The sequence below is a fragment of the Nitrosomonas sp. Nm34 genome, assembly GCF_900113925.1.
GTDB lineage: Bacteria > Pseudomonadota > Gammaproteobacteria > Burkholderiales > Nitrosomonadaceae > Nitrosomonas.
On sequence record NZ_FORD01000010.1, the window covers coordinates 83,677 to 108,722 of the forward strand.

General features: G+C 44.9%; 16 protein-coding genes. 12 read left to right on the forward strand and 4 right to left on the reverse strand.

From position 1 onward, the window contains the following. The first annotated feature begins 398 nt into the window (after nucleotides 1–398). Nucleotides 399–1,463: a multicopper oxidase domain-containing protein gene (locus BM283_RS06495; RefSeq protein WP_090691078.1), complete on the forward strand. Its 1,065-nt coding sequence runs from the start codon at nucleotides 399–401 to the stop codon at nucleotides 1,461–1,463. A 575-nt stretch (nucleotides 1,464–2,038) separates the two neighbouring features. On the opposite strand, the gene BM283_RS06500 is transcribed toward BM283_RS06495, so the two are convergent. Together BM283_RS06500 and BM283_RS06505 are read right to left on the reverse strand one after the other, a co-directional pair. Then, a complete protein-coding gene (locus tag BM283_RS06500; protein ID WP_090691081.1) occupies nucleotides 2,039–3,307 on the reverse strand; it encodes a PepSY-associated TM helix domain-containing protein in 1,269 nt (422 codons plus the stop codon). A gap of 4 nt (nucleotides 3,308–3,311) precedes the next feature. Beyond that, nucleotides 3,312–4,982, reverse strand: coding sequence for a cyclic peptide export ABC transporter (locus BM283_RS06505; protein WP_090691084.1), 1,671 nt, complete (start codon nucleotides 4,980–4,982; stop codon nucleotides 3,312–3,314). Between the two features lie 285 nt (nucleotides 4,983–5,267). Here BM283_RS06505 and BM283_RS06510 point away from each other — a divergent pair, with 285 nt between their 5' ends. The 11 genes from BM283_RS06510 (at nucleotide 5,268) to BM283_RS06555 (ending at nucleotide 22,317) form a co-directional block, all read left to right on the forward strand. After that, nucleotides 5,268–6,374 (forward strand): GNAT family N-acetyltransferase, encoded by a 1,107-nt coding sequence (locus tag BM283_RS06510; protein ID WP_090691086.1) that lies wholly within the window; start codon nucleotides 5,268–5,270, stop codon nucleotides 6,372–6,374. A gap of 10 nt (nucleotides 6,375–6,384) precedes the next feature. Then, the gene (locus tag BM283_RS06515) at nucleotides 6,385–7,686 is read left to right on the forward strand and encodes a lysine N(6)-hydroxylase/L-ornithine N(5)-oxygenase family protein (protein WP_090691091.1); all 1,302 of its coding nucleotides are present in this window, start codon (nucleotides 6,385–6,387) and stop codon (nucleotides 7,684–7,686) included. A gap of 35 nt (nucleotides 7,687–7,721) precedes the next feature. Next, nucleotides 7,722–10,067: a TonB-dependent siderophore receptor gene (locus tag BM283_RS06520; protein ID WP_090691093.1), complete on the forward strand. Its 2,346-nt coding sequence runs from the start codon at nucleotides 7,722–7,724 to the stop codon at nucleotides 10,065–10,067. Between the two features lie 71 nt (nucleotides 10,068–10,138). Further along, a complete protein-coding gene (locus BM283_RS06525; protein ID WP_090691096.1) occupies nucleotides 10,139–11,116 on the forward strand; it encodes an alpha/beta hydrolase in 978 nt (325 codons plus the stop codon). Nucleotides 11,117–11,183: 67 nt separating this feature from the next. After that, on the forward strand, nucleotides 11,184–12,551 hold the full coding sequence (locus tag BM283_RS06530) for an efflux transporter outer membrane subunit (RefSeq protein ID WP_090691098.1): 1,368 nt from the start codon (nucleotides 11,184–11,186) through the stop codon (nucleotides 12,549–12,551). 48 nt (nucleotides 12,552–12,599) lie between these two features. After that, nucleotides 12,600–13,799, forward strand: a complete 1,200-nt coding sequence (locus BM283_RS06535) for an efflux RND transporter periplasmic adaptor subunit (protein ID WP_090691100.1) — start codon at nucleotides 12,600–12,602, stop codon at nucleotides 13,797–13,799. After that, nucleotides 13,796–16,945 (forward strand): efflux RND transporter permease subunit, encoded by a 3,150-nt coding sequence (locus tag BM283_RS06540; protein ID WP_090691104.1) that lies wholly within the window; start codon nucleotides 13,796–13,798, stop codon nucleotides 16,943–16,945. The genes BM283_RS06535 and BM283_RS06540 overlap by 4 nt, the downstream gene beginning before the upstream one ends. A 12-nt stretch (nucleotides 16,946–16,957) precedes the next feature. Next, nucleotides 16,958–18,520 (forward strand): long-chain-fatty-acid--CoA ligase, encoded by a 1,563-nt coding sequence (locus tag BM283_RS06545; RefSeq protein ID WP_090691107.1) that lies wholly within the window; start codon nucleotides 16,958–16,960, stop codon nucleotides 18,518–18,520. A 19-nt stretch (nucleotides 18,521–18,539) separates the two neighbouring features. Continuing rightward, nucleotides 18,540–18,680 (forward strand): hypothetical protein, encoded by a 141-nt coding sequence (locus BM283_RS18720; protein WP_175492051.1) that lies wholly within the window; start codon nucleotides 18,540–18,542, stop codon nucleotides 18,678–18,680. A 79-nt stretch (nucleotides 18,681–18,759) separates the two neighbouring features. Further along, entirely contained in the window at nucleotides 18,760–20,943 is a 2,184-nt protein-coding gene (locus BM283_RS06550) for a penicillin acylase family protein (protein ID WP_090691110.1), read from the forward strand. A gap of 435 nt (nucleotides 20,944–21,378) precedes the next feature. Next, complete coding sequence (locus BM283_RS06555) at nucleotides 21,379–22,317, forward strand: bestrophin family protein (protein WP_090691112.1); 939 nt, start codon at nucleotides 21,379–21,381, stop codon at nucleotides 22,315–22,317. Between the two features lie 130 nt (nucleotides 22,318–22,447). Here the strand turns inward: BM283_RS06555 and BM283_RS06560 are convergent, their stop codons facing one another. Both BM283_RS06560 and BM283_RS06565 read right to left on the reverse strand, forming a co-directional pair. After that, on the reverse strand, nucleotides 22,448–23,989 hold the full coding sequence (locus tag BM283_RS06560) for a cytochrome B6 (RefSeq protein ID WP_090691115.1): 1,542 nt from the start codon (nucleotides 23,987–23,989) through the stop codon (nucleotides 22,448–22,450). An 847-nt stretch (nucleotides 23,990–24,836) separates the two neighbouring features. Next, on the reverse strand, nucleotides 24,837–25,046 hold a 210-nt coding region (locus BM283_RS06565; RefSeq protein ID WP_217646457.1), incomplete at its 5' end, for a transposase.

A 25,046-nucleotide genomic window follows, 5' to 3' on the forward strand; every position in this document is an offset into this window, starting at 1 on the left:
CGTGAGTTCGGGATAAAAAAAGCAGCAAAAGGGGTCTGTATTTCCTATGATAAATGGATTCTGGAAAAGAGTTTCATCATTATTCATGAGAAGAAACCTTCCCACATATCAGACATCCTCAAGCTCTTCCAGTTGTAGTGGCGTGCTCTTTATGTCGAACTCACGTTACTCTGTATTTTTTAAATGTTTCATTTTATGAGCCACACATACACAAAAAAGCTCTAGAAATACAGTTATACAAAAATCGCATTACTACTATTTTAATTTGTAAAGCTAAATAATATTCATTATCATTAACAATCGCTATTTCTGTTGCTCTTCAAAGAATGGAATGCATCAATTCAACAAATAATACATTGCTTTAATCATTTGATTCTCTATTAAGGAGGGATGATTCGATGTTGCAAAATAAAATTATTTCACTTGTGTCAGTTTTGATGCTGACTATATTTATCAGCAATCCAGCTTGGGCTAACGGTGGAAACCGAGTTTATTGGATAGCAGCGGATGAAGTGGTGTGGGATTATGCACCTTCATTTCCTGTTAATTCGATGACAGGCAATGAATTTACTGCGGAAGAGCGTGTATTCGTCGAGCAAGGAATTGGCCGGCGATATTTAAAGTCGGTCTATCGGGAATATACCGCCGGGTTTGGTGCGGTAAAACCGCGCGTCGCTGAGGAAGAGCACCTGGGTATACTTGGGCCTGTCATTCGGGCAGCCGTGGGAGACAGAATTACGGTTCATTTTAAGAACAATACCCGTTTTCCGGCAAGTATCCATCCACATGGCGTGCGTTATTCCAAGTCACACGAAGGCGCTGCCCATTCAGCAGATGATAAGCATAAATCTGGTGGGATCGTGGAACCGGGAGGGGAGCACACTTATATTTGGGAAGTGCCAGAACGTGCAGGTCCTGGCCCAAATGATCCTTCTTCCATTGCATGGGTTTACCATGGTCACGTCAATGAACCTGCCGATACCAATGCCGGGCTGATTGGTGCGATCATTATCTCAAGTAACAAAGAGAAACCACAGGATGTAGATCGTGAATTTATTTCCCTTTTTACGGTATTCGATGAGAACGCCAGCTTATATAAAGATATTAATCTTTCCACTTGCACTGGTTCTTGTGACCCGAAAAGCGAAGAATTTGAGGAAAGTAATCTGAAGCATGGAATCAATGGATTGCTTTATGGCAATAATAAAGGTTATGTGATGCGCACTGGAGAACGGGTGCGCTGGTATATCATAAGCATGGGGAGCGAGGTCGATCTTCATACGCCGCATTGGCATGGCGCCACTTTATTGCATAATGGTAACCGCCTGGATGTAACTGAAGTGTTGCCAGCAGCTACCAAAACGCTGGATATGCAGCCAGATGTCAAGGGCGAGTGGATGTATCATTGTCATGTCAATGATCACATCAGTGCTGGCATGTCAACGACTTTTACGGTCGAATAAAAATGACGGCTATCACAAAATAGTAAAGATTTTGCAAATCGGGTCGAAAATTTGTGTTAACTTTATTATGCTCGTATATAACCTGGTGAGCTATTGGCCTCACCAGGTTATTCTTAAGTTACTGTACATCCTTTATCCTTGAGGCCTCTAGCGGGTGCCAGTTCGACATCCTCATTTTTTCATCTTCAAGCTACCTAACTTTATCTTTGTATAAATGCAATGAAACCATGCATCTAAAAAGCCCCAGATTGTATTTTTTGTGAGGCATGGCATAAAAAATATAATTTTTATTCAACACTCATTACTGTTTGCGTGCGATCAGACGATTTCTTGCGTTACCTGGAAAGCTTAAGCTACTCGCTGGTGCTCTAAATTACGTTTTATAGCTTACGCTCATGCTCCATAATTTGGCGAATATTTTTGGAGACAATAAGCGTTTGTCTTTTCATCATGTAATGATGCGAGATGAATTGATGCTGGTCTTTAGATATGCAACATTCGTATATCAAGCTTCCTCAAACTATCCGGCTGTTATGTGATAATTCTTATGTCGAACTCACGTAAATAAATAAAGATTATTTACAGTAATGACTAATGATTCTCGCACGCGCACAACGTTTCCTCTGCCAAATAATCACTCCTGTTACGGACACTATTGCGACTGCTATTCCTAGCAAGGAAACCAGGATACGTCCAGGCAAGCCAAGGATGCGACCGGAATGCAAGGGAAACTGGGCTTGCAAGAATAAGTCGCCCATACTGCCTGCCCCCGGGATATTGTCACCGAGAAAGGATCCGTCCTGGCCATCAAAATAAAGCCAAGGATTACCAAGACCAAAGTTTGCGTGATCTTGACCTGGCTCATGAAACGTTACACCATAAATGCCATACTCTGGTTCATAAAACATGCCACCTGGCGGAATGTTCCAATTTCTTCTTTGCGCTTCTGTCGTAGCGAGTTGAATGATTTCATGCCGTGTAATCGAAGGTTCGATCGGCTCATCATGCGGCCGGGGGGTACGGTGCGCAAACGGATCTGGGGTGAGGGCGGAAAAGGCAGAGACGAGAGGGCGCATGATTTCCTGTTTAAGGTTCATAGAAATAGCGGTTACAGCAAGTATCAATAAACAAGCCCATAACCACACCCCACCTGAGCGATGCACATCGAAATTCAGCTTGTAACCGCCTTGTTGCCAGCGGAAAGCAAATGATTTGCGCCATGCCTGAAAATGGGGAAACGAGATCCAAAGTGCGATGAAGCAATCGATTGACCATACCATCGCCAGTATGCCCATAAACAATATGCCTAATTCCAGTCCAAAAGCATCCGGGATATGCATGCTATAGTGTAATTTATACAGGAAGGGCAAGAAATTTTCCCGGCTGAGTGAGACTTCACCCCACATGCGCGTACCACGTACTTCGCCACTTACGGGATCAAGTGCCACTTGATTGAAATCCAGCTCATATGCTTTGCCAGTATCAGGATTAAGGCGAGAGTTTACACCTAACCCAAGGTTCTCATCGGGTTCCAGGGACAACGGTAGCCACGTAATCAGAATTTTGGGATGAGATGCTTCGAATTGGTCAGCGAGCATCAAGGGGGGAAGCGGATTTCCCTGACTTTGTCGTTCGAATAATTGAGGGTTAAGCCACTCATCCAGCTCATGATCCCAAGAGATAATAGCGCCAGTCAATCCTGAAATGAATAGGAAGGCTGCCAGAAAGAGACCCGCCCAGCGGTGCAACAGTGTGAGTAGTTGGCGATTTGCTCTGGATTTGCTGGGCTGTTTTTCCTGCTGCAGGATATCAGCAGTTATCGTGGATTCAACAAATTTTTTCATGACGTTAAGTGGCACTATTGGCAGTCACCATAGAGGGTGTGGTTATTTCAGTTTGGGTATTGGTTGCTTTCCGATGATCAAAGATCAAACGTCCATTTTCCATGCGTAGCACACGATCGGCTAAATGGAAGTAGCGGTCGTCATGTGAAATAACCAGGATGGCTTTACCCATCGCGCACAATTCTGGAAGCAATTCATAATAAAAGATTTCCTTAAATGCTGGATCCTGATCGGCTGCCCATTCATCGAATACCAGGAAGGGTCTGTTTTCCAGATAAGCGATCACTAACGCGAGACGTTTACGTTGTCCTTGCGACAAGGTGAGCGTGGTAAAGGCGCCATCCTGGACTTTTACTTTATTTTGCAGATGAAGTTTGGTTAATAGCTGATTTCCCCTTTGATCCAGATCGTTGCCATGATCCGTTTCAAGCAGCCGCTCAAAAAGGTGAAAGTCGGAAAAAATAGTGGTAAAGAACTGTCGGTAGTAATCACGGTTTGTATCATCTATAGCTTTGCCATTAAGGCTGATGCTACCTTCTTCTGGTGGATAGAGTCCCACCAGTAATTTTGCCAAGGTCGTTTTACCACTGCCATTGCCTCCGATCAGAAAAGTGATTTCACCCGGAAAGAACTGCAAATCAATCGGCCCCAGCGTAAACATTTCATTCTTTTGTTCATGATAGTAACGGTGCAACACCCTCTGTAATACAATAGATTGCAGAGGCGGCAGCTCGATTTTGTCTGTCTGGGATTCAGAAGAGAACATGGAATGCGTAATTTCCTCTATATGATTGGCTGATACCTGAGCAAGGTTAGCCCGTGGAATATTCAACAGTAATGCTTCGAGCGGTCCTACCATATAAACGAACACTAGAGCGTAGCCCGTCATGATCAATGTCCGATCAGGTACGTCGCCTACCAGCAAAAATAACACCAAACCAATAAATGCGTAAATCAGGAAATTACCCCAGCTTGCTGAGGCTACAAAAACAGACATGCCAAATGTTCGTTCCTTACGTACCTTTTCGATAGAGCGTTTAAGCACATCATCATAAAAAGCAGTGCGTTTATCGCGATTGAGGCGCAATTCCTTGGCGCCGTCAGTAAGTGAACGAAAATAGGCAAATAAGTTATCTTGTTCCTGGGCGGCAATATCAAGATGTTTAATAGCACGTAAATGGGCGAGGTGATACCCTAGTGAACCGAACCCAATCACAGCGAGGGCGAGCAGGAATACCTGCCATGATAAAAACGCCATGTAAACCAGGCAACCAGCGACCACTACGGCGTTGGTAAGAATGACCGGAAAACTGACAAAGAATTCAGCCACTCGTGTGCAGTGTTCGGAAAGGGCAGATTGTACTCGTGCAGCACCGAGTTGCTCGAGCTGCCGGTAATCGGCAGCAATCACTCTTTGTGCGATAAAACTGCGTAGCTCGGAGTGTGCGCGTTGCCCTAGACGTTCAAAGAGAATGGCCGCCACCATATAACTCAGCATGACACAGAGCGCCGTTACTGCAAAAATGAGTGCCATTTCATCCTGATCAGATGCTGTCGAAGTGAGTGCTTCACTGATTTGAGCAAGCAGCAGTACACTGCAAATGCCATGCACGATACTAGCAAACGATGCACTTAACAGCAATAGTTTGGATTGATTGATAAGATACTTAAGCATGGTTTATACATAAAAGAGAGGAGATATACCAAAAAAGACGAATGGTCACGGTAAATGTTTAACACCAATATAGCCATCCTTTCACTAATTTTTACTAAAGCAGTGCATCTAGCTGCTGCTCATTGCGGACAATTTTCTCTGCTTATCAATGACATAACTATCTTCTAATTCTTCCCTACATGCTAGATAGCTAAAATTTTATAAAATATGTAAATAATAATACTTCTCATTCGTCTTCAATCAGTATAACGAGGGTTTTACCAAAATCAGTTAACTGGGAGACAAATGGAACGGTATCAATTAAACGAGCAAGCTTGTGAGACGCTAGTAGAGCAGTCGATGCGTCCGGTGAGCTTGTTATCTTGCCCAGATCAGGCACGCTATCTCGTTACCTGTGAAGGTAACACATTGAGCGTGCAGAATTGCGAAAACAAAAAAAGAACGATCTGGCGCTTATATAAGCAATCTGATCAATTAACGCTAGAGTGGGCTGATCCTTATACAGCACATCCGGATGTCACTGAATTGCTGGCGGCAATTGAAATTGCGTTTATCTCCTACCTCAATCAGGCAAAGTTATATCTTTCTACATCCATTAAGCAGTGTGGTGAGTTATTCAACTCGGGGGTAGTGGTTAAGACTGAAGATGGCCGAAATGTTGTGTATGTGGAGCTTTTCTGGCAGCAAGCCAGAGTATGGCTTTCCCCATCGCGATCTCAGCCATATCCGATTTATCCTGTTTTTAGTCATGGCCGCCGCCACCCGCTGCGGCCGCCTAAGCCCGTTGGTATTGTTTATCAGCGTTATATCATGTGGCTGGGGCGGACTTTATCCTTCCGAACAGTCGATCTCGCGACCGATCTTGCACGTTTCAGTCGCTGGATGAATGATCCGGTTGTGGCAGAATTCTGGCAGGAAACGGGTGATTTCGCTAAACACCGTTCATACCTCGAGGGTATCCAGAGTGATCCACATGTGATTAATCTCATTGCTTGCCTTGATGATGAACCTTTTGGTTATTTTGAAATATATTGGGCTAAAGAAGATCGGATTGCTCCCTATTATGATGTAGACAATTTTGATCGTGGCTGGCATGTGTTAATTGGAGAGCCTCATTTACGAGGCAAACCTTTCGTAACCGCTTGGCTGCCGTCTATTTCCCACTATTTATTTCTTGATGATGATAGAACTCAGCGCATTGTCATCGAACCCCGCGCTGACAATCACAAGATGATGCGGAATCTTGCTCAATGCGGTTACGCGCTTCTCAAGGAGTTCGATTTCCCCCATAAACGCGCCATGCTCGGGATGCTGTTACGAGAGCGCTTTTTTGCTGAACAATTGTGGGTGCCACGCAGCACATTACCACTCCATTCTGTTTATTTATCCTGAGGATTTCATCATGAAAGTTTACGATTTGATCGGTATTGGCTTTGGCCCATCCAATATAGCGCTTGCTATTACGCTCCAAGAAAAAAAGCAAGCTGGTTATAACATCGAGTCTTTTTTCATTGAGAAACAACCCGGTTTTGCCTGGCACGCCAACATGATGTTGGATAACGCGCATATGCAGGTTTCTTTTCTCAAGGATTTGGCTACGATGCGCAATCCTTCAAGTCATTTCACGTTTATCAATTATCTCCATCAAAAGAACCGGTTGCAGGATTTTATCAATCTCAAAACCTTCTTCCCGAGTCGGCATGAATTTAATGATTATCTGGCATGGGCAGCATCGCATTTTGACCAATGCTGCGCTTATGGTGAGGAAGTGATCGAGATAGTACCGGAGAAACGTGGAGAGGAGATTGTACTGCTGCGTATCCGTTCGTGCGATGCTGAACAAGTTATGCACGAGCGACTAGCACGAAATTTGGTAATCAGTATCGGCGGCCAGCCGAGAATTCCAGATAGTTTCTTGTCACTCAACGGTGATCCACGTGTATTTCATTCCAGTAGTTATCTGCAAGAGATTAAACAATATCCCTCAGCCAATAGGATTGCAGTAGTGGGAGGGGGGCAAAGTGCAGCAGAAATTTTCATGGATTTGCATGATCGTTTCCAGATAACTCAGGTTGATCTGATTATGCGTGCGCGCTCGATTAAGCCATCGGATGACAGCCCATTCGTCAATGAGATTTTCAATGCTGACTTCACGGATTTTATTTTTAATAGCTCTGAGCAAGATCGAGCCGAGATCCTTAATGACTTCTGGCATACCAATTATGCCGCGCCTGATCTGGTTTTAATTGAACAAATTTTCAATGTGCTTTACCGACAGAAAGTGTCAGGTAGCGAGCGCCATCGTTTTCTGCGGCGACATGAAGTCAGGCAGGTGCTTTCCCTGCAAGAAGGTATTCAGTTTGTTTTACATGATATGAATACCCATTGTGAACGAACAGAAACTTATGACGCTGTGGTGCTTGCCACGGGCTATCACCGGGATCATCACAAATCCTTGTTAGCGCCACTCACTCCTTATTTCGGAGATTTTACGGTAGATCGTCAATACCGACTATGCAGTACCCCTAATTTCAAGCCAGCGGTTTTTCTGCAAGGTGCTTGTGAATCAAGCCATGGATTGAGCGATACCTTGCTCTCAGTAACTGCTGTACGTACGAACGAAATTGCTCAGGCATTCATGAATGCCTCTAATCAAACAAGCGCCATGCAGACAAAACGTGGAGTTTCTACAGCATTTGCTTAATAGGCAATATTTCTTAAACTAGTCAGCATATTAATATGAATCGCATCATAACGCCTCCCGCAGAAACAATTAAACTAAAAAACGTAATCCTATTATCAGTCGTGCAACTGGCGTTATTGGCAATATCACTCAGTAGTTATGCAGAAACAAAGCAAATAGCAGATAAAGCAGCAGAAGCAAAAAACCAGCAGATTGAAGGTGCTGCTGAATCATCTGAGCAAACAACGAATAAAGCAGCAGAAGCAAAAAGCCCACAGTCAGAAATGACCGCCAACTCAACTGAGACAGATGCGGATAAGTTGAATGCTACAGTATTACCGGCGGTGACAGTTAAAGGCAAAGCATCTGACCGGATTAACGGTTATGCTGCTAAACGCAGTATGACTGGGACCAAGACAGATACCCCGATTATTGAAATCCCGCAATCGATCTCGGTGGTTACGCGTGATGAACTTGACATACGCAGCGTACAAAATTTTACTGAAGCTTTACGCTATACACCGGGTGTTACCGTTGATAACTTCGGGTTTGAGGGGCGTGGCTTTGAAAATCTATTCATGCGTGGTTTCGATGCATTGAACACTGCAAATTTTCGTGATGGCTTGAGTAATCAAGCGACGGGTCTGTTTTTTGGTTCTTATATTACCGATCCCTATGGATTGGAACGAATTGATGTGCTACGCGGACCATCCTCGATATTATTTGGTCGTGGTGATGCAGGGGGGATCGTCAATCGTGTGACCAAGCGTCCCAGTGCTGATCCAATCCGGGAAATAGAGTTGCAGTATGGCAATTTTGACCGTAAACGGGTTGCTGCCGATTTAGGATTCGCAAACAGTGATGGAACGTTGATGTTCCGCCTCGTAAGCTTGGGACTGGATACGGATACGCAGGTTAAATTTCCCAATACTGGCGGAGAACGCGCATTTCTTAGACGCTTTTATATTGCTCCTTCGGTGACTTGGCGGCCAACAGTCAACACGACTATCACGCTCATGGGCGATGTGCTTAACAATCGTACGAATTCATCCGCTTTTTATCTAGGGGGCTCGAATGGCAGACGTACCAATGTTCTGGTAGGAGATCCAGAATTTGTTAGATATTCGACAAATCAATCTTCTTTCAGCTATCAGATCGAGCATCACTTTAATGAGATGTTTACGGCACGACAGAATTTTCGCCATACGGATCAAGACGGGCGGTTTAATGATTTCTTTCCGCTCGGCTATAATACGGTTGATCAACCTACCTTGCAGGATCGTTCCGCTTTTTCTACTAGGGAACGATTAAACCAGACTGCAATCGATACCCATTTACAAGCTAAGCTCAATACCGGTCCAGTTCATCATACGATGCTTGTAGGTGTAGACTGGAATAAGACCGATGCTTCACTCAAATTTTTTGAAGGAAGCGAGGATGGTTCTGTTACACCTGGCATCGATATCCTTAATCCGGTGTATTCGCAACCGATTCCTAAGCCTGATATCTTGGGTATCCATTCCAAGCAAAAAATTGATCAATTTGGTGTCTATATACAAGACCAAATTCGGTACGACGAGAATTGGATCCTGACATTAAGTGGCCGTTATGACAGAGTTCATTCTACTGACAAGGATCTTCTGATTTCTGAAACAACAAAAACCAAAGCTGATGCGTTTACCGGTCGGGCTGGTTTAACTTATCGGTTTGCCAATGGCATCGCCCCTTATGTTAGCTATTCGCAATCATTTTTGCCACAACCGGGCTTTGATTCTAACAACAATCCATTCGATCCGACACGTGGTGCTCAATATGAAGTGGGGGTTAAATATCAACCAGTGGGTGGCAGAAGCCTTTATACACTTGCATTATTTGATCTGACTAAAACCAATGTATTGACACGTGATCCCAATGATCCGTTTCGCAGAATGCAAACAGGCGAGATCGGTTCGCGCGGCGCTGAACTGGAGGCTAAAGCAGAACTGTTACCTGGCTTATTACCTGGCTTGAATTTTATTGGCTCATTTACCTATCAGGAAGTAACCGTTACCAAAAGCAATGATACCGACTTAGACAAAATGCCTATTTTAGTACCCAATACCATGGCTTCGGCCTGGCTGGATTATTCTTTCAGGAGTCTGGGCATAGAGTGGTTGCGGGGACTGGGGATTGGAGGAGGCGTTCGTTATGTTGGTAGAGTATACAATGATCCGGAAAATACCAGTACGACCTCCGCATTTACTTTATTCGATGCTACGCTGCGCTACGATTATGGATCTTGGGTATTTAATATTAACGCCAGCAATATTTTTAATAATAAGTATGTGTCGTCTCAGCTCGCTGGTAATTTTTTTCTTGGAACAGAACGAACGGTCGTGGGAACTTTGAAGTACAGATTCTAGGTGGCGCCATGTTGTATTCATATCCTTACCAGGCGATACACCTGGTTTTATTAATTATCGGAGAAGTTTGAATGTCGCTTGACCCGGATCTCGCTGCATTTCTTGAATTGGTTGAAGCTAATGTCATGAGCGGAAGTAGACCCAGCATGCATGAGTTAACACCTGCGCAGGCGCGGATAGAATATGATGCTTCAACGCAGATATTGGATACTCCTGGGATGACTGTTGAGAGTATGACCTCTATCAGTATTCCATGCCGAGATGGCCGACAGATCCAGGCACGGTTTTATAAGCCAATTGAGTTAGCAGAAGAAAAGGGACCTTTACCAGTATTACTTTATTTTCATGGAGGAGGATATTGTGTAGGCGGACTGGATTCTCATGATTCTTTATGCCGATCTTTGGCAGCATTAACGCCCTGTTGTGTGCTCAATGTTGCCTATCGGCTGGCACCTGAATATCGCTTCCCGACAGCTGTTTATGATGCACAGGATGCCTATCAGTGGATGTTATCAGCAGGTACTGAATATAATTGGGATATTACGCGTATTGCTGTAGGAGGAGATAGTGCGGGTGGAACGCTGGCAACTGGCCTGTGTTTAGCATCGCGTGATAGCCATTGGCCACAACCTGTATATCAGGTATTGCTTTATCCTTGTACCAGCGCATGGCAGAATACCGAGTCACATCGTCGTTTTGCACAAGGCTACCTGCTTGAAGCAACGACTCTGCAATGGATGTTTACCCATTATTTACGTGATGCAGCAGATCGAAAAGACTGGCGTTTTGCGCCTCTTGAGGCGAGTAATCTGATTGATCTCGCTCCTGCGTTTCTGGCTTTGGCCGAATATGACCCCCTGATAGATGAAGGTATTGCATATGCCAATCGGCTCAAGGCTGCAGATGTTTCCACGCTCGTCAGAATTTATCCTGGAATGACGCATGATTTCGCCCGTCTTGGAAGCATTGTTAATGAGGCTTATCAGGTACGTAAGGATATCGCTAATGCGCTCGCTAATCAGTTTTACCCAAACCGGAATAACTGCTAGATCAGATATGCCTCTTTATCCTTCAACGTTTATTAGCCATTTTTATAACTAGAATCGGATGGATTAAGTGATCAGGATTTTTATTTGCATCATCCTTTTTCTTATCCTGACAGGTTGTAACATACTGCCGCAGCGGCATGTTGAGGAAGTAGGCGCAGAGATACCAGATCAATGGGTTGAGGATAAAGCATTCGGCCAGCCGATGCCGACTAAATGGGTAGGGACTTTTGGTGATCCTCAGCTAAGTACTTTGGTTGACAATGCGCTGACTGATAATTATGAACTGAAAGCGGCAGCAGCCAGGGTCGATGCAGCGATAGCACAGGCACGAATTGATGGATCAGGCCGTTGGCCGCAGTTTTTTCTCACAGCTGAACATGAGCGAGCTCAAATTCGAGAAGCAGGGTTTGGATCATCAAGATTCGATGTATTTGAAGTTCTGTTCGGGATGAGTTGGGAATTGGATGTTTGGGGGAGAATACGTGATTTTCAGCAGGCTGCAGTTTTGGAAGCTGATGCAACCGCTGTCGATTATTATGGAGTAAAACTGTCCTTGGCAGCACGGGTAGCACAAAGCTATTTTGAGTTAGTTGAAGCAAATCTGCAGGCAAAGGTGGTCGAGCAATCGGTCAAAGATCGAACTATCATAGTGAGTTTAGTCCGGGGACGTTTCCAACGAGGTCTGGAGCGCGGTCTCGACTTACGCCTGGCCCTCACTGATTTGGCTAATGCAGAAGCGCAACTCAAGCAAACACGTAATAGAATACAGATGATCACGCGCCGTCTGGAAATTTTACTGGGACGTTATCCGGGTGGAAATGAAATAGATGCTATAGCCTTGCCGCAATTGCCTGTTGATATCCCTGCCGGATTACCTTCCGAATTACTAGAACGGAGACCGGACGTAGTTGCAGCATTTGACCGTCTGCAGGCTGCAGATTTCCGAACAGCCAGCTCGAAAAAACTGCGTCTGCCGCGTATTACCCTGACTGCTGCCGGCGGGACGCGCAGCAGCGATCTGACTGAACTGATTGACCCTAAGGCAGTGGCTTGGAATGTATTTGCCGGACTCATGCAACCTCTGTTTACCGGAGGGCGTATCCAAGGTGAAATTTTCCGGAATCAGGCACGCGCAGAGGAAGCACTGAATTTTTACAAAAATACCGCACTTAATGCTTTTCGCGAAGTTGAACAGGCGCTGGCAGCAGAAGAGTGGTTACGGCAACAAGAAGCGTCTCTTAGGAAAGCGGTTGAACAAACTGAATCCAGCCAGAGATTGGCTGTTTATTCTTATCGTAACAATCTGATCGGAATTCTCACCTTACTCGACAGTTACCGCAGCACACTCAATGCACAGAGCGCCCATTTGTCTGTCACTCGGCAGTTACTTAGCAATCGCATCAATCTTTATTTGGCTCTGGGTGGAGATGTGTAATGAGGCAGATGCAGTGATCCGAAACCGGTATTTAATCGTTACTACTCCATGAAAACACGCCAGCAATTACTCATCGCGCTACTGATTGCGATTGGGGGAGGACTGGCTGCCTTTGCCATTGTTACTTCACCGCCGCAAACCGAGCAGCAGGAGGATATTGTTACACCGCTATCCGTTCAGGTCATCAGAGTAAAGCCTCAGCGGCTGCGTATGGATGTCCGGTCGCGAGGGCGTGTCATGGCGCAAACAGAAATAGACCTGGTGACTGGTGTCTCAGGCAATATCATCAAAATTTCACCTGAATTTGTCAGCGGTGGATTCTTCAAGAAAGGAGACTTGCTGATTTCAATCGACCCAGCAGAATATGATTTGCGGGTAGCGCAAGCACAAGCCAGGGTAATGGAAGCCCAGTATCAGCTGACACGAGAAGAAGCAGAAGCGGAACAGGCACGTGATGAATGGCAACATCTCGGACAGGGAAAGCCTAATTCGTTAAATCTAAGGATTCCGCAGCTTAAGGAGAAGAAAGCCAAGTTAGCAGCAGAGCGAGAAGAGCTGAAGAATGCCCGGTTATTACGTCAACGCACAGATATACGCGCTCCTTTTAATGGTCGGGTACGTAATAAGGAAGTAGGGATGGGTCAGTATCTGAGTAGCGGTGCGGTATTGGGAAGAATTTACAGCAGTGATCTGGCCGAAGTGCGCTTGCCATTAAGCACACATGAACTTGCTTTCATCGATTTCTCAGACTCCCCCACTCGTAATGAATCCAGGCAGGGTGCACCAGTAAGGTTCACAGCAAACTACCAGGGGCAGCAACAGACCTGGCTAGGCCATATTGTGCGAAGCGAAGGCGTGGTTGAGCAAGATACCGGCATGGTAGTACTGGTTGCACAAATCCCGGATCCATTCGGTCTTAGCGCAAAAAAAATTAACTCGTCTGGCATGGAAAGCACGAAATCGTTTACTGCTAGTTTACCGGTAGGCTTGTACGTAGAAGCCAGCATCGAAGGACGCTGGTTCGAAGATTTGGTTATTTTGCCAGCCAGTGCATTACGCAATAATAATCGGGTAGTCATTGTTGATCAGAAACAGCAGTTACGTTTTCGCACTGTGGAAGTACTCAGTAGAGAACGAGAACAAGTGGTCATTAAAGCGGGATTACAGGCAGGGGAATATGTGCTTGTGTCTGGTCTGCATCACCCGGTTGAGGGAGTAGAAGTCATCCCTACTGAGATTGTTCCATGAAACTGATCATCTGGTTTGCCAGGAATCCTATTGCTGCCAATTTGCTCATGCTGGTTATTGTTGCAGGCGGATTGATGGGTTTAACCGTATCCAAGCGTCATACTGTTCCCCCTGCACCACAGAACCAACTCAAAATCGAGGTTGAGTATTTTGGCGCAGGACCTGCAGAAGTGGAGCAAGCGCTATGTATTCCTATTGAGGAAGCCATCCATGACTTGGAAGGTGTCCGGCATATCAATACCGTTGTCAGCCAGGCAGAATGTGAGATCATCGTCGAGTTTGATCCCTCGATTGATTCGACACGTTTCCACTCTGCTGTGCAAGCTAGACTGGATCGCATTACATCTTTTCCGAAAGAAGCCGAGAAGCCGAAAATTCAGGAAATGAAAATCGGCACAACTGCAGTCACTATAATGGTGCATGCTGAACATGATGTAGTCGGTATGCTAGCCCTGATGCGTCAACGAGATCGATTACAAGCCATGCTGAGCAAGCACCCCGAGATCGGATTATTGACACCTTGGCCGAAACCTCCTTATGAAGTATCGATTGAAATTACAGAATCCGATTTACGTCGCTATGCGTTGACTTTTGAGGAGATTGCCGAGGCTATTCGGGCTGCGTCTAATAACATACCAGCAGGAGAACTTAAACAATCCGATAACAAGCTGCTATTGCGAAGTAAGAATCAGGCTATGTCTATGGCTGATTATGCTGCGATCAAACTGCGGTCTGAACCGTATGGTGCGCACTTGCTGCTTGGTGATATTGCACAGATTCACGAAACAGTCGGTGAAAAAGATTTTATGGCAAGAATCGATGGCAAGCCGGCTGCGCAACTCTTCGTAATGTCAAAAGACCGGATTGCGACAACTGTCGAAGCAGTCAATGAAATCATTGAAGCATTCCGCCCTGAATTGCCTGATGGCATTGGTATTTCGACATGGGATGACTGGTCAAAATATTATAAACATAATATGTCTATGTTATGGGAAAACGCAGTATCAGGTTTTATTCTGGTTTTTCTGATATTGATGTTTACCATGCGGTTTTATCTGGCGTTATGGGTAAGCAGTGGTATTTTGATCTCACTGCTAGGAGCACTTTGGCTAATGCCGATGCTGGGAATTTCTCTAAATACTTATTCAATTGCCGCTCTGATTCTTATCCTGGGTGTCTTAGCGGATGATGCTATTATTGTAGGTGAGAATATTTATACGCATCAGCAGCGGGGACGTCCCGGTTTAGCGGGTGCAATCAGTGGCACACTCGAGGTGGCACCTCTGGTAGTGTTAATGGTGTTGTCCACGATGATTGCTTTTGTTCCCGGCCTTTTGTTGCCGGGGCTCAGCGGCTATCTGATGTACAACATATGTCTGGTGGTTATTGTAACTCTGGCATTTTCCATGTTGGAAGCACTTTTGATCTTACCTTCGCACTTGGCGGCCAGCTCCCCTTCAAAAACAGATCGTAATGTCTGGTCCGCTGCTATGAGTTCTGTGCAGGAGCGTGTTGATAGTGGATTGCAATGGTTTATTGATGATGTCTATGCGCCAATACTGAAAGGACTGGTACGGCTTCGTTATATCACGCTATCCGTGTTTGCCATTATATTACTGATTACCGCTGCGCTTGTTTTTTCTGGGCGCATTCAAAGCGTGATGGAAGCTCCCGTAAATGACTATTATTTGTTTGCCATTCTCCAACTTCCGCCGGGCACACCATTTGAGGAAGTTGATTATCAAATAATGCGGCTGGAGCGCATTGCCAGTGAGATGCGCTCTGAGTTAAACACAGAGTTTGGAATCGACGAATCGACTAAATTAAAAGACAGTTTTCAGCATATTATTGCTGTCAGCGACGACAATACCGGATTTGTTGATATCGAAATAGCGATTGATGAGCGTATTCGTTCCCGGATGGATGGCATGAAGAAACAATGGCAGGAGCGATTCGGTGAACTTCCTTCTGGTGCGACGCTATCTTTCCAGACTTTCTGGCCCAAAGATCTTGGCATGCCAACGGCGCATTCTGCAAAAGCGATTGAATTGAAATTGGTTGCCGCAGATGCTGCGCTACAAAGCACAGTCGGTGAAATTCTTAAAACCAAGCTTTCTACTTATGCTGGCGTGCACAGTGTAACAAGTTCTATGCAAACAGGTAAATCCGAGTTGCGCCTCAAGCTTAAACCAGAAGCAGCATTTTATGGATTAACAATGCAGAGTCTAGGTGAGCAAGTTCGCCATGGATTTTTTGGGCTGGAAGTACAGCGCTTTTTTATGGATCGGGATGAAGTAAGGGTGATGCTACGCTTTCCTGCCGAGCATCGCCGTTCTCTGGATGATTTATACCGTATGCCAATCAGATTGACCAATGGCAATACTGTCCCATTCGCTACAGTAGCAGAAGCTGAATATACTCCCGGTTTTGCGAGCATTACCCGGCAAAGCCGGGAACGAATTCAATTAATCAGTGCGGATATTTTTAAAGGAGAGGCCAACGTTGAAGCTATTCTTGCCGATTTGCGTGCAAATGTGATTCCCGAACTGGAAGCGCAATATCCCGGACTAAGAATTGAACCAGGTCAAACCCGGCAAAAACAAGAAAAAGCAATGTCGGATCTATGGAGTTATGGCGCGTTGGCATTACTGGGAATTTATGCGCTGTTGGCAATACCCCTGCGTTCTTATGCGCAACCGCTCATCATTATGCTAGCCATTCCATTTGGTTTTATCGGCTCAGTAGCAGGTCATCTGTTATTGAAAATTCCTCTATCGTTGGAATCTTATGTCGCTTTATTTGCCGTAGGAGGGGTTGCCATTAACGATAGCCTGATATTGATTGCGAAAATCAATGAAATTCTCCAGAAAAACATACCGATTTATAAAGCAGTAATTCTGGCGGGTAAAGCACGCTTCCGTGCGATATTTCTAACCACAGTAACGACTGTGATGGGATTGTTGCCTCTCATGAGCGAGCAAAGCTCCGATGCGGAGAAACTGATGCCAATGGTCATTTCGCTTGCATTTGGTCAAATTTTTTCAGCATTTGTTACGTTATTGCTGGTACCTGTCAGTTGTGTTGTTTTAAAGAAAGTATCCGGTCAGAAAAAAACTCATAAGCTGATGCGTGGATTCTCTAGTTGAAATCTTAAAAAAATGACATCGTCACCATTACTACTGAAACAGCTTTGGCATACGCCGTTGGCGAATGCCTCCAATCAGGAAATCGTCTACCGTGATCAACAGCGCCTGAGTTACCGCGATGTGTATACGCGGATTAGTCAATTTGGTACTGCATTGGCAGCCTCTGGTTTTCGCAGAGGGGAGGTAATCGCGGTCATGGATCATGACAGCCACCGTTATCTCGAATGCTATTTCGCCATACCGATGTATGGTGCAGTTATGATGACGGTCAATACCAAGCTGACACCGGCACAGATCGCTTATACACTGAATCATTCGGGTGCCGCAATGCTGTTGCTACATGCTGATTTCATTCCTGTTATCGAAAATATCCATATAGAATTATCTAACATAAAAAAATTTATCGTTATGACGGAGGGAGCGGCGGTGCCACAAACCTCTTTGCACTTTGATGATGAATACGAAAACTGGCTGGCAGACCGAGCCAATAATTTCAGATTTGCGGACTTCGACGAGAATATGCGGGCGACCGTTTTCTATACTACCGGTACGACCGGTGCGCCCAAAGGTGTTTACTATACACATAGGCAACTGGTGCTGCACACACTAGCTGCTGGTATGGCGTTAGCTGCACCGGCTGCACGACAACGATTCCATAGTGAAGATGTCTACATGCCAGTTACACCGATGTTTCATGTGCATGCATGGGGTATTCCTTATATAGCGACGCTACTGGGTGTGAAGCAGGTTTATCCGGGACGTTATACACCTGACATGCTGTTGAAACAGATTCGTGAAGAGCGTGTCACTTTTTCACATTGTGTTCCTACCTTATTGAGAATGATATTGACCGCAGCGCAATCATCCGGTGTGGATCTTTGTGGTTGGAAAGTCGTCGTTGGCGGATCTGCATTGCCACAAGCGCTGGCTAAACTAGCACTGGAAATGGGGGTCGATTGTTTTTCCGGCTATGGTTTATCCGAAACAGCTCCTATTTTGACATTGGCACAATTAAATGCCCTTGACAGTGTGCAAGAGCCGGTTACGGATGATGCGCTGTCTACATTATGCTGCGCCGGGCGTGCAATACCGCTGGTTGATTTACGGATCGCCGACGACATGATGCATCCGCAGGTTTATGATGGACATGGCAGCGGTGAAATCATCGTGCGTGCACCCTGGCTGACGCAGGGTTATCTCGATAATCCTGAAGCCAGCACAGCACTTTGGCAAGGTGGTTATTTACACACACAGGATATAGGCACTATTGATCGGGATGGTTATTTGTATATTACTGACCGTCTGAAAGACGTCATCAAAGTCGCAGGTGAATGGGTGTCGTCACTTGAATTGGAAAATACATTGGGATTGATTGCCGGCGTCAAGGAAGTTGCCGTGATCGGCGTGCCGGATAAGCGCTGGGGTGAGCGACCGCTGGCATTGCTAGTAGTGGATAAGGCATTGTTCAATGAGTCGGCTGTCCATGATCAAATGCGCTTATTAATCGAGCGTGGATCGATTTCAAAACACGCACTGCTCACGCAATTCAAACTGGTTGAAATCATCGTTCAATGAGTCGGCTGTCCATGATCAAATGCGCTTATTAATCGAGCGTGGATCGATTTCAAAACACGCACTGCTCACGCAATTCAAACTGGTTGAAATCATCGCCAAAACCAGTGTCGGCAAAATAGATAAGAAAGCTTTGCGTACTCAGCATGCTGCTGCACTTTAAATAACCTGTACCTCCAGAACCTCATCAACAAGTATAAGCGGATTTCATCAGATAATTAGCTTCAATTGAGAAAGTCAAAATGAAAATTCAATCCATGCCGCGTGCATTGCCGCACATGTTATGGGCAGCGCTACTGCTGAGTGCTTGCCAATTCATTCAGCCACCTGCACAAGTCCATGGCGGTCCAGAAATTTTATGGGATAGCTGGGGTGTGCCGCATATCATTGCCCATAAAGATAACGATGCCTTCTATGCATTTGGCTGGGCGCAGATGCGCAGCCATGCGGATTTGCTACTCAAACTCTATGCCGTCGCACGTGGGCGCAGCGCAGAAATTTTTGGTGAAGATTATCTGCCCGCGGACCGGTCTGTCCGGATATTGGGTATTCCAGGTCTAGCCGAAAAATGGTATAGGGAACAAGATGCTACTTTTCGTGCCAATCTAGATGCATTTGCTGCCGGCATTAATGAGTTTGCACACCAGTATCCGGAGACTATTTCCGATCCAGTCAGAGCGGTGTTGCCGGTAACGCCGCAGGATGTGATTGCGCATACGACGCGTGTGATGACCGTTTTTATTGCTGGTACTTCCGAATGTGGTGTAATAATGCCGGGTTTCGACTTTTCTGATCAGCCGGTTGCCTCGAATGGCTGGGCACTGGGTTCTTCCTATTCAGCCAGTGGTAATGCCATGTTACTGGCCAATCCGCATCTGGATTGGCGCGGGCTGGAGACATTCTATGAGGCACACTTCCTGCTGGCGGATGTGAATCTTTATGGCACAGCGCTGGTAGGTTCTCCGGTTTTACAAATTGCTTTTAACGATCACCTCGGCTGGACGCATACCGTCAACACTATGGATGGTTGCGATCTCTACCAACTAGAGCCGGCAGGGACTAAGCTGGATGAGGGATATTTGCTCGATGGGATAACACAATCATTTACTGTTACTCGCGAAATTATTCAAAGCCGCGAACAGGATGGGAGCATGACGAACGAGGTTTTACTCATCCGTCGCGCCAAGCAGGGGCCAGTAATTGAGGTGGATAACCAGATACTGGCGGTGCGCTTTGCGTTATTGGAAACACCATTGCTGGCTGGCATGAATCGGCAATGGTGGGAAATGGGGCATGCGCGTAGTCTGGAAGAATTCCAGGATGTGCTGCAAGGTCAGCATCTACCCTTATTCAATGTGGTTTATGCAGATGCAGATAAGCATATTATGCTTGTTTACAACGGTATTATTCCCGTGCGAACTACAGGCGATGCAGCATTCTGGAGAGCGCCTGTCCCCGGAAATAACGCTAATTTGATTTGGAGTAGGACGCATTCCTATGCGGATCTACCCAAAGCGATTGATCCCATCAGTGGTTGGGTACAAAATTCCAACGGCGCACCGTGGTATATGACGATGCCTTTCCTTGACAAAAATCATTACTCCCCTAACATCGCAGCGAATGTTACTAATAATCGTGAACTACGTGGATTGCAGATACTGAATGCACACCAGCAGATGAGTTATGAAGAATTGATCGCGGCCAAGCATTCGACACGCGCACTGGTAGCTGATCAATTGCTCGATGACCTGATTACCGCTGCGCGCGAGAGCAATAGTCAATTGCTATTGCAAGCAGCCGATGTATTGGGTCATTGGGATCGTCAGTATCTGGCGGAAAGTCGAGGGGCATGGCTTTTCGGCGTGTGGTTTGAGAAATGGCTGGAAAGAACGATTGCCAAAGCCACTGTAGCTGATCCCAATTACAGTTTTACCCCGGACCAGCTTGTCGGCAGTCTTTTCTATACTCAACCTTTTGATGCAACTCAACCATTGACCACTCCGTATGGTTTGGCGGATATACCGCTGGCGCTACTGGCCTTGCAGGATGCTGCGAGTGAATTGCAGGCAACTAAAGGCACGCTCGATGTAGCGTGGGGCGAGATCGCCCGCTTGCGCCGTGGCAAGACTGATTTGCCCGGTAACGGTGCCGGCACTGCATTAGGTGTTTTTCGTGAAATTGTTTATGAACCGGATGAAGATGGTAAATTTAAATCATTCTCCGGAGATACTTATATCGCTCTGATTGAATTCTCACGGCCTGTGCACGCTCAGGTGCTCACAACTTATGGTAATGCCAGTCAGCATCCTATATCCGAAATAGGGAGTCAATTACCGCTAGCTGCTAAACAGCAGCTTCGCCCTGCCTGGCGTATGCTGGACGAGATCGAGGCGAACCTGGTGATGCGCGAGATCTTGCGACGTTAATGGCAAAACTACTCAGATTCGGCTAGCGCTACCTTAACCGGGCTGCTGCACACTGATGCTATAGTTAAGTTCATTTCCCAGTTAAATTATAGCGGTAGCGAGCAGTCCTGTGTTCTGAATAAGCTACTTGGTTAGTAATGGATCAAGAGCGCTTTATATCCTATATATAGGATTTTGCGTACTAGCTGTTTTCGATATAATTTCTCTTCTCAAAGGCAAGCTGTTCGTATGTCATAAACTCTCCCGTCAATTATCTCGGACTGTCTTTTATCATACTTGATCTTTATGTGCTTTGGCTGGCAGGTATCTCCATTTGGTAAACAGTATGGGCTTATGATATGAACTTATCATAGCTCTTTTGGGAATAGTATTTTGAAACCAGTGGTTGGTAAACGGAATTGGACGAATTGAATTTAATAAGAGATTGTTACTAACGTGATAGTTAAAGATAAAGATAAAGTTTCGTGGGTACGGTTGCTATTTCACTTTCGAGGCAGCAGCTTTATGATAACGTGGCCCCGCATTCTTACAGTAACGGTTACCTCGATGATCGTTACCTATATAGAACTATACTATAATATTCAAGCCTATACGCTCACTACCACACCATTTTTGCTGCTCGGGGTGATCATGGGCATTTTCCTGGCTTTCCGCAATAACGCCTCATACGATAAATTCTGGGAAGGTCGCAAGCTTTGGGGGGGCTTAGTCAATACTTCGCGTAGCTTGACGCGCCAAGCTTGCTTTATGCTGGACTCTGTCCAGGATAGTGTGGAATTGCAACATTTACGAGAAGCTTTCGTCAAACGTGTCATTGCGTTTGCACATGCGCTACGCTGTCATTTGCGTAATGAAGATCTGGCAGGGGAAATTAATAAGTTTTTACCTGCGGAAGATTTAAGCATGGTTATTCAATCTACACATCGGCCACTTGCCATTCTGCAGCAACTGGGTCGTGATCTTGCATTCGCACGCAATCGGCGCTGGCTAAACGAATTCAGTTACCCCTTTATGGACGCGCAGCTCAACGAATTATCCAATATACTCGGTGCTTGCGAACGTATTAAAAATACCCCAATTCCATTTAGTTATAGGGTATTGATTCATCGCATTGTGGCTTCCTACTGCTTTCTCTTACCGTTTGGATTAGTTGAGACAACGGGCATCCTGACACCGCTCGTAGTACTGATGATTTCGTATGCATTCTTTGAACTCGATGCTATTGGCGATGAGCTTGAAGATCCGTTTGGCCTGCATCCTAACGATCTGCCCTTAGCTGCAATCTCACGGAATATTGAAATCAACCTGCTTGAATTGATGAATGACTGCAATCGTCCTGAAGCACTGAAGCCTGAAGGTGATATTTTGAGATAAGTTGTAAAAAATGATCAAATCATCAGTGGAGACAGTGCAAACTCGTTTCATTGTAGGTTAGGAACCCCAATATGACGAATTTGCACCTTATTAAAATACTTATCACAAATTGGCAACAGACCTTGAGAGATTATAATTGCCTCATGTATGCTACAAGGTCAGATTTTTCTTCGTCCGTCAATTGAAGTTGTAAAACCAGGTTAAAAAACTCGACAGTATCCTCTAAGGTTAATAAACGGCCATCATGTAAATAAGGGGGGCTGTCCTTGATACCGCGAAGTGTAAACGTTTTGATCGGCCCGTCTCCCGGTTCATTCAAAAATCGTTCAAGCTTTAGATCATGCATTTGATGGTCTAGAAACGCAGGAGGTTGATGGCAAGTAGCGCATTGGCCTTTACCAAAAAAGATCGTTTCACCGCGTAATTCCTGCTCAGTAGCTTTGTCTTTATCAAGGCGTCCCAACACATCTAATTTGGGTGCTGGCGGGAAATCCAGCATATTTTGAAACTGAGCCATATGGCTTACGTGAATTCTGTCTATTACTGGAAATCCTTTTTTCATTGCGTGAATAGGATCGCCGTTAAAATAAGCTGTACGGAATTCAAATTCAGTGAAATCTTCAACAGATCGCAAGCTTCGTTTTGAACTATGAATCTGTTGATTATACATTCCTCTTAAACTTGTTGTGTCTAGGCGAAATCTTCTTTCTTGTGGGCGAATATCAGGGCTCTGATGAAATTGAGCTGTCGTATGACCATTTACATGGCAATCGAAACAAGCTACTCCGAGACTGGGTTTTTCAGATTTACGATCATCTGTTGGATTAAAATCTTCCTGTGGGAGTGGTGTCAGCAGCATTTGCAGACCATTTAATTGTACAGGGGTCAAAATATCTTTGAAAAGATCATAAAAATTGTTAATCGAGACAACTTCTCCCCGGGAAACATCTCCTAATTCTGGACGATTCTGCAGAAACATTGCGGGCGGAAATTCTGGCAAAAAAGCTTCTGGTAAATCAAATTCTATGTCAAACCTTTCCAGCCTTGGAAACATCTTAATCTGAGTGGGTGGAAATACCATACCACCGCTTGATTGTTGTGGATGCGGAAGACTAGGGTAGGGGAAGATATTCTTTTTGCGTATTTCATCGCTGGACATTTTTGCCAGCTTTTGCCAGGTTAAACCATCTGGTAACCTTGCAGTTGGACCCACAGCCAGCGGCTTTCCGCGCGTCATCGTTGCATGAGGATCTAACCGAGGAGTTAAGTCATAGCGTTTCTGGAGGAGGACTTGCTGGGTTTTTGTAACAGTTGGGCGTTCTTTGGTAAGCTTACTTTTTATTTCTTCAAAAGTCTCAAACGGTTTTTTAGCATTTAACGGATCTCGATAAAAATCGAATCCTGTAATTTTTCCATTATCCGGTTGATTTTTAAAGGCATCTGAGAGAGGCATAGCATTGGAGGCTTTAAAAATATCGGATTTATCGTGAGCCTCAGTTTGTTTGTCTATTTTTTCTTTTTTTTCCACTGGTCGAGCTTCTTGTGCCCGTACAACTGCATCATCTGAATCCTTAGATGCTTCTTTATCGTTCTTACCAATAGCATTATTCGCTATAAATCCGAACAAGCTGACTCCTGTTATAGCAAGAAATAAAATATTTGATTTTTTCATAATAACCTCCTTAGAGAAATCTAGGGTTATATTAAGGATTGGATTAAAGCTCTGATGAAGAAAATTTCTCTGTTCTAGAACGAACTATCATAATTGCAAGTCTCAGGTGTAAGAATTTCTAATATTTACAATATTCTGGAGAATAGACCATGAGCAATCTCCTGAAAACGAAAGTAAATCAATTGTAGAGATTCCTGACGAACTATCGTAATTGCAGGTTGCAAGTATAAGAATTTCTATTGATAGTATTCAGGAGAATAAATCATACTCAACCCCCTGAAAATGAAAGTACACTGCTTATAGAGACGAGACTTCTGCATAACTGTTTTTAGACTTTTCTGTCTAAATCTGACTGATAAAATCAATCACTTAAAAATACCCAATTATCCAAAACGCTCGCTATACAACAGTGCCTTGTATGTTGGAACTGACTATGCAGAATTTGTTCCTTGTAAAAAAGGATTTCTTGAAAGTGCTACAAATGATGGACGGTTGGTACGATGAGTTCTTTTACAGGTAGCCTTTCATATCTCATCTTCGTCTGTAGAATTATTCGCTACTTCATAGTCGCTTATTTCCTCAAGAACGAGTTCATGCGAGGTGCATTGAAACCGCCATTGTTCTTTTAATGAAGTATCGTGAATGTTATGTATTAGCACACAATAGCGCTTGTTGCCGCAGTCATTGGGCAAGTGTATTTGGTTTTTAAACGCTTTCTGAAATTTTTTCGTGCTGGTGCAAATATAAAGCTTGTAAGTTATGCCTACATGGCAAGCTCATCCGGGACTCAGGATAAGCTGAATAATTATCTCAGTTTGTATTTAACGTGAGTTCGACATAAGAATCATCACATCACGATTGGAAGAGCTTGAGGGAGTCTGATATTAAGCGAGGGTTTCTTCTCGCGAAAGGTGTAAGCCACCAGTCCGGCTATCAGATTAACAAAGAAGTTAACCGGGCTGCGATGACGGGAATGCTCGATTTGCGAAATATTCTTCAATGGGTCATTGGCGGTCTCAATGATCGAGCGTTTACGTAACATCAGCTTGTCAAAAAG

What these genes read in the sequence shown, in the direction of transcription:
- BM283_RS06495 (WP_090691078.1), top strand. Translation starts at nt 399, where the DNA reads ATGTTGCAAAATAAAATTATTTCACTTGTGTCAGTTTTGATGCTGACT.
- BM283_RS06500 (WP_090691081.1), bottom strand. Translation starts at nt 3,307, where the DNA reads ATGAAAAAATTTGTTGAATCCACGATAACTGCTGATATCCTGCAGCAG.
- BM283_RS06505 (WP_090691084.1), bottom strand. Translation starts at nt 4,982, where the DNA reads ATGCTTAAGTATCTTATCAATCAATCCAAACTATTGCTGTTAAGTGCA.
- BM283_RS06510 (WP_090691086.1), top strand. Translation starts at nt 5,268, where the DNA reads ATGGAACGGTATCAATTAAACGAGCAAGCTTGTGAGACGCTAGTAGAG.
- BM283_RS06515 (WP_090691091.1), top strand. Translation starts at nt 6,385, where the DNA reads ATGAAAGTTTACGATTTGATCGGTATTGGCTTTGGCCCATCCAATATA.
- BM283_RS06520 (WP_090691093.1), top strand. Translation starts at nt 7,722, where the DNA reads ATGAATCGCATCATAACGCCTCCCGCAGAAACAATTAAACTAAAAAAC.
- BM283_RS06525 (WP_090691096.1), top strand. Translation starts at nt 10,139, where the DNA reads ATGTCGCTTGACCCGGATCTCGCTGCATTTCTTGAATTGGTTGAAGCT.
- BM283_RS06535 (WP_090691100.1), top strand. Translation starts at nt 12,600, where the DNA reads ATGAAAACACGCCAGCAATTACTCATCGCGCTACTGATTGCGATTGGG.
- BM283_RS06540 (WP_090691104.1), top strand. Translation starts at nt 13,796, where the DNA reads ATGAAACTGATCATCTGGTTTGCCAGGAATCCTATTGCTGCCAATTTG.
- BM283_RS06545 (WP_090691107.1), top strand. Translation starts at nt 16,958, where the DNA reads ATGACATCGTCACCATTACTACTGAAACAGCTTTGGCATACGCCGTTG.
- BM283_RS18720 (WP_175492051.1), top strand. Translation starts at nt 18,540, where the DNA reads ATGCGCTTATTAATCGAGCGTGGATCGATTTCAAAACACGCACTGCTC.
- BM283_RS06550 (WP_090691110.1), top strand. Translation starts at nt 18,760, where the DNA reads ATGAAAATTCAATCCATGCCGCGTGCATTGCCGCACATGTTATGGGCA.
- BM283_RS06560 (WP_090691115.1), bottom strand. Translation starts at nt 23,989, where the DNA reads ATGAAAAAATCAAATATTTTATTTCTTGCTATAACAGGAGTCAGCTTG.